This is a genomic window from candidate division KSB1 bacterium (assembly GCA_022566355.1).
GTDB lineage: Bacteria > Zhuqueibacterota > JdFR-76 > JdFR-76 > DREG01 > JADFJB01.
In genome coordinates this window covers 1-9,910 of sequence record JADFJB010000149.1, presented here as the reverse complement: position 1 = coordinate 9,910, position 9,910 = coordinate 1, and the positions used below count along the sequence as shown (strand labels likewise).

At 38.3% G+C, this 9,910-nt stretch carries 9 protein-coding genes; all 9 read left to right on the top strand.

The window, feature by feature from the left end:
- Positions 1 to 112 precede the first annotated feature (112 nt).
- The 9 genes from IIC38_18515 (at position 113) to IIC38_18475 (ending at position 9,777) form a co-directional block, all read left to right on the top strand.
- Positions 113 to 502, top strand: a complete 390-nt coding sequence (locus tag IIC38_18515; protein ID MCH8127920.1) for a hypothetical protein — start codon at positions 113 to 115, stop codon at positions 500 to 502.
- Positions 503 to 918: 416 nt separating this feature from the next.
- The gene (locus IIC38_18510) at positions 919 to 3,111 is read left to right on the top strand and encodes a GWxTD domain-containing protein (protein MCH8127919.1); all 2,193 of its coding nucleotides are present in this window, start codon (positions 919 to 921) and stop codon (positions 3,109 to 3,111) included.
- Positions 3,112 to 3,247: 136 nt separating this feature from the next.
- The gene (locus IIC38_18505) at positions 3,248 to 3,445 is read left to right on the top strand and encodes a hypothetical protein (protein ID MCH8127918.1); all 198 of its coding nucleotides are present in this window, start codon (positions 3,248 to 3,250) and stop codon (positions 3,443 to 3,445) included.
- A gap of 130 nt (positions 3,446 to 3,575) precedes the next feature.
- Positions 3,576 to 4,283: a hypothetical protein gene (locus IIC38_18500; protein ID MCH8127917.1), complete on the top strand. Its 708-nt coding sequence runs from the start codon at positions 3,576 to 3,578 to the stop codon at positions 4,281 to 4,283.
- A 122-nt stretch (positions 4,284 to 4,405) separates the two neighbouring features.
- On the top strand, positions 4,406 to 6,040 hold the full coding sequence (locus IIC38_18495) for an amidohydrolase (protein MCH8127916.1): 1,635 nt from the start codon (positions 4,406 to 4,408) through the stop codon (positions 6,038 to 6,040).
- Positions 6,041 to 6,203: 163 nt separating this feature from the next.
- On the top strand, positions 6,204 to 6,581 hold the full coding sequence (locus IIC38_18490) for a PAS domain S-box protein (protein MCH8127915.1): 378 nt from the start codon (positions 6,204 to 6,206) through the stop codon (positions 6,579 to 6,581).
- A 152-nt stretch (positions 6,582 to 6,733) separates the two neighbouring features.
- On the top strand, positions 6,734 to 7,723 hold the full coding sequence (locus IIC38_18485) for a galactose oxidase (protein ID MCH8127914.1): 990 nt from the start codon (positions 6,734 to 6,736) through the stop codon (positions 7,721 to 7,723).
- Positions 7,724 to 8,506: 783 nt separating this feature from the next.
- Positions 8,507 to 8,794 (top strand): transposase, encoded by a 288-nt coding sequence (locus IIC38_18480; protein ID MCH8127913.1) that lies wholly within the window; start codon positions 8,507 to 8,509, stop codon positions 8,792 to 8,794.
- 47 nt (positions 8,795 to 8,841) lie between these two features.
- Positions 8,842 to 9,777, top strand: a complete 936-nt coding sequence (locus tag IIC38_18475; protein ID MCH8127912.1) for a DDE-type integrase/transposase/recombinase — start codon at positions 8,842 to 8,844, stop codon at positions 9,775 to 9,777.
- Positions 9,778 to 9,910 lie beyond the last annotated feature (133 nt).

The following is a 9,910-nucleotide window of genomic DNA, read 5'->3' as shown; positions in this document are numbered from 1 at the left end:
GCGAATGGATATTAAGGAAGCAGTATAAGACTAACAATCCATGGCATGAAGTGTTTAAGGTTTACTTTAAGAATCCTAAGCATCCGATTAATGAGTTATCTAAGAGGTTGGTGTGAGTTTTAAAAAGTGGTGGGAGATTAATGGCAAGTTAAATATAAAGGAATGGCAATACGAGGATAAATATTTAAAATCTAAATTTGACAAAATATCGGCAGAGACGGATATTTATATTAATCCATCTCATACTCAAATGGGTAATCAAGGTAAAATGCAAAAACGTAGAGAGTTTCTCTCGCAAGATAACAAAATTTATTGTTCAGTAGCAAATCTGGATTTAAAGAAACATAGAGAAAGTAAAAAAGATAACGCATTAGTTTCTTTGAATTCCTTTAAATCTTTGCAATATTGTTTTTATAATAGCAAGAATATAGTAGGTAGCGTTTTAGGTGACTCTAAAAAATATTTGTTCAAGAAATATGTAATTGAAAACTTTTTTAATTAATCTTTTGGCTGCCTCTAACCCATCGTTCAACCCGAATTTGCAAGCCGTTGATTTTTTAGTTTTTCTGTACGGTTTAGTTCAAGTTTTGCGCGGCTATCAAGTTCATTGCCTGCTGTCAAATCGGGTTAACTTGCGTCGATATAAAGATGTTACAAGATGACAAAGATTGAGAAAATAATAAAGGAGGTAAGTGATTTACATGAATTTTAAAAAAATACAAGCAATAAAAAAGAACATAGCTTAGCACTCAAAGAACTCTCAATATTGCTTTTTGTTTATTTGTATCAGACTTTTCAACAGCCCCAATCAGCGAAAAAGGTTTAGTCCTTTATCATAAAATGTTAATCAATTAAATAATTGCTTCTTATGCGAATATCTACCATTTTGTAAATAAATCACCCTATAAATATTGAGATATGCATAAAATCCCCCGCAAATTCTTCATTTTCATCTGTTTATTTATTTCAATCAACACCATAGCTTCGCCAACCTTATCAAATTCTTACCAATCTCAGGAAAACGATCAAAAGCAAATAGATAGATATTTTGCCATTGGTAAAATTTTAATCAACCAGGAAAAGTGGAGCAAGGCTTCTAAGGAATTCGACAAAATCTTGAAGTTGGAACCCGAAAATATAGAAGCGCATTATTACCGGGGTATTTGTCATAGAGAATATGGTAAATTCCGACGGTTAGTGGCTTTTGTTCATGACTGGCCAAATGCTGAAAAGCATTTTAAAAAAGTGATAACGAAGGATTCTTTGTTCAAAGATATTTTCTTTCAATTTGCTTTATTGCAAAGATATCGAAAGAAATATACCGAGGCTATTCAACTAGGCCATAAGCAAATTCGGCTGAAGCCGCAAATAATTAAGGCTCAAATTGGCTTATTGGATCTATACCGCCATTATATCGATCACAAAAAACTGGATGAAGCCATATCGTGGTTATCCCGGCAACAGTGGGACCAGGCCAGTTACTACATTGGCGAAAAGTTTCGCCGGGAAGGTAAGACTCAAGAAGCGGATTCCATCTTTCAAGAATTGCTCGCTAATGATTTAAACATGAGTAAACAACCCATATTTCTCTCAATGATTCGCGTTCAATTTGCTAATAATGAGTTAGATGACCTTGGAAATTATTTTTGGCGGGCTGTCGACGGAATTCAATCTCACCTGGATTCGGATCTTGTTTTCGAAGATATCAAATATATAGTCACTGAGGACGAGTTTGATTCCTATCGGGCAATGGATTCGGTGAACGACAAGATAACATTTTTTCGAACTTTTTGGGCCAGTCGCGATCCGACACCAGCGTCAGAGCAAAACGCCAGGCTTATAGAACATTACCGTCGATTGATTTATGCAGAAGAAAACTATGAGTTCGATGGTTTTCGTACCTGGGCCAACAATCCGGATAAGTTGAACTATATTCAATTTCCCGAAACTTTTAAATTGAATCATTGGCTGGATGACCGCGGTGTAATTTATCTTCGACATGGCCTGCCGGACGATGAAATCAGATCTGTGGCAAAAGTCAGCAACCAATCCTGGTTATATTATGCCAGGGAAGCAAATCCTGAAATGACCTTTCATTTTCTAAAACCGGGCGAGGTCTGGCGCTTAAGTGCAAAACTCGATGACCCGGCAATGTTGAGTGATCGTTATCACTGGAATTCGGGATATTATAGAGCAAATCAAATTTCAATGGGTGAGCGTTTAGCCGCCAGTGAGGACATGGCTATTCAGCGAAGCAAGGAAGTTACAATAGCGTTGACAACCGATCGCCATAGCTGGGATCGCGAAATCAAACCATTGGACCTCCCGTACACTATTGTGACTTTCAAGGGTGAATCCGGCAAAACTACTCTTGAAGTGTATTATGGATTTCCAATTCAAACCATAGCCAAGTCTTTGGCAGATACGGTAACTGTTATGCAAATTGAAAGCGGTCTGGCAGTACACGGTATGGATTGGCACAAAATTCTGCAGCAACCGCGAATTCTGGACATTCCTTTTAAACGAAGTGAGTTACATGCGAAAGATTTAATTTTTGACCTATTTCGTGCGACAATGGAACCGGACTCTTATCGCGTCGCTTTTCATGCTAAACCAAATCATACAAATTTATTGGGTGGTTATCAAAACCTGTTGGTGAATTTACCGGATTATTCGGCCAACATATTGAGTATAAGTGATATTCTATTGGCAACGTCCATTCATGCATCGGATAGCCCGGGAAAGTTTACCAGGCATGGGCTCAAAATTACTCCAAACATCATGAAAAGTTTTGAAATTGACCGGCCGGTTTATATTTATTTTGAGATTTATAACCTGGAACTCGCTACCGAAATGAGCTCTTTTTCAATCGAGTACACCATTCAATCAAAAAAAGCCAACAAAGGAAAAATATTCGGTTTATTTGGCAAGGGAAAGAAAACATCCGTCACTGTTAGTTCGGATCGGAAAAGTAACTCTACATTTTCTTTTGAACATCTCGCCATTGATGTAAGTAATTTAAAAAAAGGTGAATATACCCTTAATATAAAAGTAACGGATCAAAAAAACCAGCGATCTGCCAACAAAGAAACATCACTAACTTTAAGGTAACTAACCTGGATTATTCAATAATTGCAAAAAGACCTGGCAGGTTTCAAACTCCAATTTTCAAAAAATAATTTTTTTTTGAGAAAAAAACCTGCCAGGTCTTAGGTCGTAAATTATTGCAAAAAAGGAGAAAATAATTATGGCAGAACAAGGGTCCACGGGAAATGTAATAGCTGCATTGGCTAGTTTTTTTATTCCGGGTTTGGGACAGCTTTTACAAGGCAGGTTAGGAATGGCAATTATTCATTTTGTTCTGGCGGCAGGGTTATGGATTTTTATGCTGGGATGGATCATTCATATTTGGTCGATCATTGACGCTGCAAGATTTAAAGCGTAGATGGTTAGTTCTAAATAAATAGGTAATTCCTGGAGCAAATAATGGATTTTAAAAAGATATGATTTCAATTCATATTTATTTTATTGATCTTTTCTTTCCTGGGTGAAAATTGAAAAATATAAAAATAGCGATGATTGTTTTTCTAGTTTTACTATTGGTTTCCGTTTGTGCCTATAGCCAACATCATGAATCTGCCGCTGAAGTTCTTGAAAAAAGTATCCGCTATCATGATCCTGCCAACCGCTGGCAAACTTTTCACCAAACTTTAAATTTGGAAGAAAGCCGTCCCAACGGAACCTTGAGACAGGTTTCAGTAACCCTGGATATCCTCAACGAACTGTTTACCTATGAAATGCAGGATGGTGAAATCCATATTACCAGGGTTCTTGACCGAGATTCTTGTTCTGCAAGCTTGAATGGTTCTGTGCAGTTTTCAAAAGAAGAGGAAGAAAAATACCGGTTATCCTGCGATCGGATAAAATGGTACAGAAATTATTATCTGTATCTTTATGGCTTACCCATGAAACTCAAAGATCCGGGGACAAACCTTGCCGATCAAGTAATGAACTCAAAATTTTTGGGCAAAGAAGTCTTGAGTCTGAAGGTCACTTATGATGAATCCGTCGGAAATGATATTTGGTACTTTTATTTTGATCCGACAAATTATCGGCTTGTGGGTTACCGGTTTTATCATGATGAAAGCAAAAATGATGGTGAATATATCACACTGGAAGATGAATATAAAATTGGAGAAATGCGGTTGCCAAAAATACGGAAATGGTATTTCAATAAGGATCAAAAATACCTGGGAACGGACACTTTGCGATCACATGAATAAGTCAATAAAATATTTATAAAATCGATCATTGAAAGACTTGGTGATATCATCTTAATTACCCGGAGGTTATTGTGTTGTTTGTAAATCGAATCGTATCATGCTTACTCATTAATTTGGTTTTTTTGGCTATAACCAGTTGCTCTACAAAGAATCTGATAGAAGCAGATTTGGTTTTAACCAACGGCAAAATCTGGACGGTAGACAAAGAGAACCCAACTGCAGAAGCTTTAGCTGTTTGGCGGGATCGTATTTTAGCAGTTGGGAGTTCGAAAGATATTGATTCATTTATAGGTGGTAATACAAAAGTAATCGATCTTAAAGGTAAATTAGTCCTGCCGGGATTTAACGATAATCATACTCATTTCGTAGAAGGAGGATTCTGGATGACCGGGGTTAAATTGAAAGATGCCAAAGATGAAGAAGAATTCGGGCAGCGCTTGGCTGAGAAATCCATTGAGTTACCGGAAGGTGTCTGGATTACCGGTGGTACCTGGGACCACGACAACTGGCCAGGCGGCAATTTACCAACAGCAGAGTTGATTGATCGATATGTAACGGACCGGCCTGTATTTGTGAGTCGTTATGATGGTCACATGTCTGTTGCAAATAGTACGGCTCTGAAGCTGGCCAGGGTCACTGCCGCAACAATGGATCCCCCCGGAGGAATAATCGTGCGCAAACCGGGTTCTAATGAACCCTCCGGTGTGCTTAAGGATACAGCGCAAGACTTGGTTTTGCGGGTAATTCCTCCACCGAGTGAAATTGAAATTCGTGGAGCTCTGGAAGCGGCATTGGCTGAAGCCAGACGAGTTGGTACTACCAGTTTACAAGACATGAACTTGAATCCAACCACACTGCGAATTTACCAGGAAATCCTTCACGAGGGAAAACTGACTGCAAGAATCGATGGACGCTGGACATTGAAACGCTGGCATGAATTGGCTGATATGGGTATCATCAAGAATTTTCGGGATCAAAATTGGATTAAAATCGGGGGTCTTAAAGAATATGTCGATGGTTCCCTGGGTTCGAGTACTGCTTTATTTTTTGAACCCTATGTGCAAGATCCAAGCACCCGCGGTGTTTATACTACTCAACCGGCAGAATTGAAGCGAAACATTCTGGAAGCCGATCGTGCCGGATTACACCTGGCAATTCATGCGATAGGGGATAGCGCCAATTCGGTTTTATTGGATATCTTTGCCGAAGCCATCCAAAAAAATGGTCCCAGGGACCGCCGTTTTAGAGTTGAGCATGCCCAGCACATTCATCCTCAGGATTTCAAACGCTATGCAGACCTGGGTGTTATCGCTTGCGTCCAGCCCTACCATGCCATTGATGATGGACGCTGGGCTGAAAAACGAATCGGGCATGAACGCTGCAAAACCACCTATGCATTTCGCACTTTTCTGGACAGTGGTGTTAAATTAAGTTTTGGCTCGGATTGGACCGTCGCACCCCTCGATCCCATCTTGGGTATTGATGCGGCAGTCACTCGCCGAACTACGGATGGTGCCAATCCGGATGGCTGGTTCCCGGAACAGAAAATCACGGTTGAAGAAGCTATCGAAGCCTATACCCTTACTTCAGCATTTGCCGCTTTTGACGAGGACATTAAGGGATCTATCAGTCCCGGGAAACTTGCTGATTTGGTAGTCTTGTCTCAAGATCTATTGACCATAGATCCGAATGCTATCCCTGAAACCGAAGTGTTATATACCATTGTTGGCGGTAAAGTTGTGTTTGCCAAAGAATGACAACTTTGTTCTTAATTGGTAACTATTTATTTAAGACAAATATTTAACTATTTTTCTCCGGTTTCTGAAACTTCAGTTATTTTCAAAAGTAAATATACTTACAACATAACGTAAACACATGAGATATCGAATCTAAAGATTGGTCAAAAAAGAAGTCAAAAAAATGAAAACTACACAATCTGCAAAGGCTTTTTTCCTAACGGATTTTTATGGAAATATTAATCACGCAAATCTATGCGCATGTAAGAGTCTAGGATATAGTCGCGAGGAGTTACTGAATCTGTCATTAGACCAGGTTTATTTGGAAGCCACACCAACGAAATTAGCTAATGTAATCACAAAATTAAGTCCAGGTAATCCCCTTACTTTAGAAGGAAAATTCAAAAATAAGAAGGGTGAAATATCGCTTGTCGAAATCCGTGTCTGTTTATTGAAAGAAGCTGATAATCAATTGATCTTTGTTTTTACCGCTGATATAGCCGAAAAAACTCCTACGAAAATTGAACATAATAATTGTAACGAAACAGCTGCGGTCCTGTAAATTTCTTTACTTACCACAAAATGCCTGTTTTTAATGCTTCATAGCGCTATATTCCATCGCTACAAAATATACTATTCAAACATGGAAATATAGCCATGTTTATTCCATTTTTTAAAATACATCAACTCAATATTTTTAACATTAGAGGAAGTTTGACCCTTTTAGTTATCTCAGTCGTAATATGCTCTTGTAATAATATGGAAGTAGATGGTCCTAAGGATATCCGGACTGGATTAACGGGCGGCGAGCAAAAAGGCTCCTGGTTTACGCGGGCACCACTTCCAACAGCACGACAAGAAATGCCCCTCACATTGTTCAATGGGAAAATTTACGTTCCAGGTGGTTTCAACGAGGAAGCCTCCGGTTCTTCATTGGTAGAAGTCTTTGATCCTTCTTCAAACAAATGGTCATCAATTCCCAATCTACCTACTCCACTTAACCATCTAACCATGGTGGGTTTAAATGATAAATTGTACGTTATCGGAGGCTATTTAGGCAGCAGTTTTATTGCTCATAATAAGGTGTATGAGTATAATTTCCAGACAGAAGATTGGAACCTTAAAAGTCCAATGTTTACATCACGGGGTGCACATGTTTCTGTAGAATATGATGGAAAGATTTATGCTATCGGCGGGGCGAATAGTTCAGGGGTTCTATCCGTAAACGAGGTTTATGACCCGACATCAGATTCCTGGACTATATTGGAACCAATGCCCACCAAACAAGATCACCTGGCAGCCGCAGTCCTCGATTCGCTGATTTATGTAGTTGGTGGCAGAAACAGTCAGTTTGTCAACCAACGCAGCCTGCACGCCTATTCTCCTGCCAGTGATAGTTGGCATACATTGGCAGATATGCCTACAGCGCGAGGCGGTTTGGCGGCAGCAGCCATGAATGGGAAATTGTATGTTTTTGGGGGAGAATTTTTTAGTCCAGGAAGCTCGGGTGTTTTCAAAGAAAATGAGGAATATGATCCGGTTACCAATACCTGGCGGTCAGTCACCTCACTGCGAACGCCTCGCCACGGTATGAGTGCAGTTACAGTTGCCGATACAATCTTCGTTATTGGAGGTGGACCGGTTGCAGGTTTTGGAGTTACGGATGTTAATCAGGGTTTCACGTTTGCCCCTAAAGAGAATTGATGGTTGCCGCTTAACGAATAAGCGATATTAACACATTGTGTTTACCCACTGAAATGAAGTGAAAAAAACAATGAATTTATATAAAAGTTAGGATGCAATTAAAGAAAATGATCAAGATAAAATTTGACGACTCGGATGCTGAAGGGTTCAAAAAGATTATTGACTCCATTGTAGATAATTTGATAAGAACTTTTAAATCCAGATGAAATTTCAGTCGTTAGAATTAAGAACTGGTTTGACCATAAGTGGCTTAATTATACAGGTAAAGAGATTCTTAAATACGATTTAAAAACACATCCTGGTATTCCATTCGTCCTTGAACCCTTTTGGAATAAATAAATAACAATTTCCCCATTCAACCCTGACCGAGTATTATCTGAATCACTGTTTAGATTAAAGGAGATTCAGAATAAAAAATTTGAGGAACTACTTCACACCTACCAAGGAAGCACAAAAAACCGAAACAACTTTATTTCGAAACGAACCAATAGTGGTTTATGCATTTGGATCTCTTCTAATTCGGAGCAAAACAGACAAGGAAGTATGATGGTCTACCATGTCAAAGATTCTGAAATTCAGACATGGTATATAAGCATTGAAGAGAAAGATGAATGGAAAGTCAGTAAACAAAAGGAATTGATAATAATCGAATTCAGTTGATGTTGACCGAATTAAATGAAAATTACAAAAACCGTACTGTTTCCGTAGAAAACAGACAAATTAAATATTTTTTGTTAAGTGCATGGATGAATACATTAAGACAAAAGAAAGGAGCATCGATCCATGCTAAGGAAGAAATATTCATCGAGTTATAAAGTTCGAACAGTTTTAGAAGGTCTGAAATTGCCTGAAGGTATAGCGGCTTACTGTCGTCAACGAGGAATTAGTGAGGTTCAGTTTTATCAATGGCAGAAGCAAATGATTAGCAATGCAGATGCGCTATTTACAAAATTACCCAAGACAACGGAGCGCAAGATAAATAACCTGGAAGAGGAATTAAGGCGCAAAGATCATATCATAGCCGTTGTCACAGAAGAGGCGTTAGAGCTTAAAAAAAAACTTACCGATTAGGCAAATACCGTCATTTGAGTATGGAAATCAAATTGGATCTATCAGATATGTTAGACAGATATAGCCACTATGGCTGGAGTAAAAGAGCTATTTGCAGTAAATGGAGAATTAACATCCAACGGTTTTATTCACTGAAAAAGAAAACTCCCCAAAACGATAAGACACTTCGAAGAATTCAATTGAATACAATTACCCAAGAAGAAAAGCAAGCCGTTAAAGATTATGCTCTTTCACACACCCAGTATAATCATCGAGAACTCAGCTATCGAATGATTGATGAAAACATTGCTTTTATGAGTTCTTCGAGTGTTTATCGTATCTTAAGAGAAAACAATCTCTTACCCATCAGAAAATCCAGATCAAAGCCAGAGAATTGGGCTCCACATGAAAAGCCTTGTTATCCGGATCAAGTTTGGCAAACCGATTTGATGGTCATTACTTTCGGAAATAGAGATTACTATTTTCTATCCTATATGGATATCTACTCTCGTTTCATCGTGTTTCATAAACTTTGCACCTCAATGACTGGCGATAGCATCAAAGAAGCAACCCAGCAAGCATTTAAAAAAACCAATAAGAAACCGAAAGTTGTTCAATCCGATAACGGCAGCTGTTATATTAGCCAGGAGTATCGCAGCTATTTAGCAAAATCAGAAATTAACCACCACCGCATCCATCCTCATTGTCCAAATGAGAATGCTGAAATTGAACGATACCACAGAACAGTTAGAGAACTTCTTGATCCGTATGAAGCCAAGAACTTTAGCCATTTGCTCGAACTTATCAAAGAACAGATTCATATTTACAACTATTGTCGTTATCACTCTGCTATCGGTTTTATTACACCACATTCTAAATACACTAACAAAGAAGAAAAAATATTTATAAAAAGAAAACAAAAATTAAAAAGAGCAAAAGAAAAAAGAATAAAATGGAATATACAACTAAATGAATCTAAAAAATTTGAACAAAAAGCAGCATGAGCACTAAACTAAAATATTTCTAAATGTCTGGTTTTTGGGTGAAACAATTGGTTTCTACTAACTAATTTCGGGTTTAATGCATCCCAGATAATGACATGAGTATCCAAAGTTACCATTATTCCATTACTTTCCA

Coding starts and splice junctions, on each gene's coding strand:
- IIC38_18490 (MCH8127915.1), top strand. CDS start 6,204: ATGAAAACTACACAATCTGCAAAGGCTTTTTTCCTAACGGATTTTTAT.
- IIC38_18475 (MCH8127912.1), top strand. CDS start 8,842: ATGTTAGACAGATATAGCCACTATGGCTGGAGTAAAAGAGCTATTTGC.
- IIC38_18510 (MCH8127919.1), top strand. CDS start 919: ATGCATAAAATCCCCCGCAAATTCTTCATTTTCATCTGTTTATTTATT.
- IIC38_18500 (MCH8127917.1), top strand. CDS start 3,576: ATGATTGTTTTTCTAGTTTTACTATTGGTTTCCGTTTGTGCCTATAGC.
- IIC38_18505 (MCH8127918.1), top strand. CDS start 3,248: ATGGCAGAACAAGGGTCCACGGGAAATGTAATAGCTGCATTGGCTAGT.
- IIC38_18480 (MCH8127913.1), top strand. CDS start 8,507: ATGCTAAGGAAGAAATATTCATCGAGTTATAAAGTTCGAACAGTTTTA.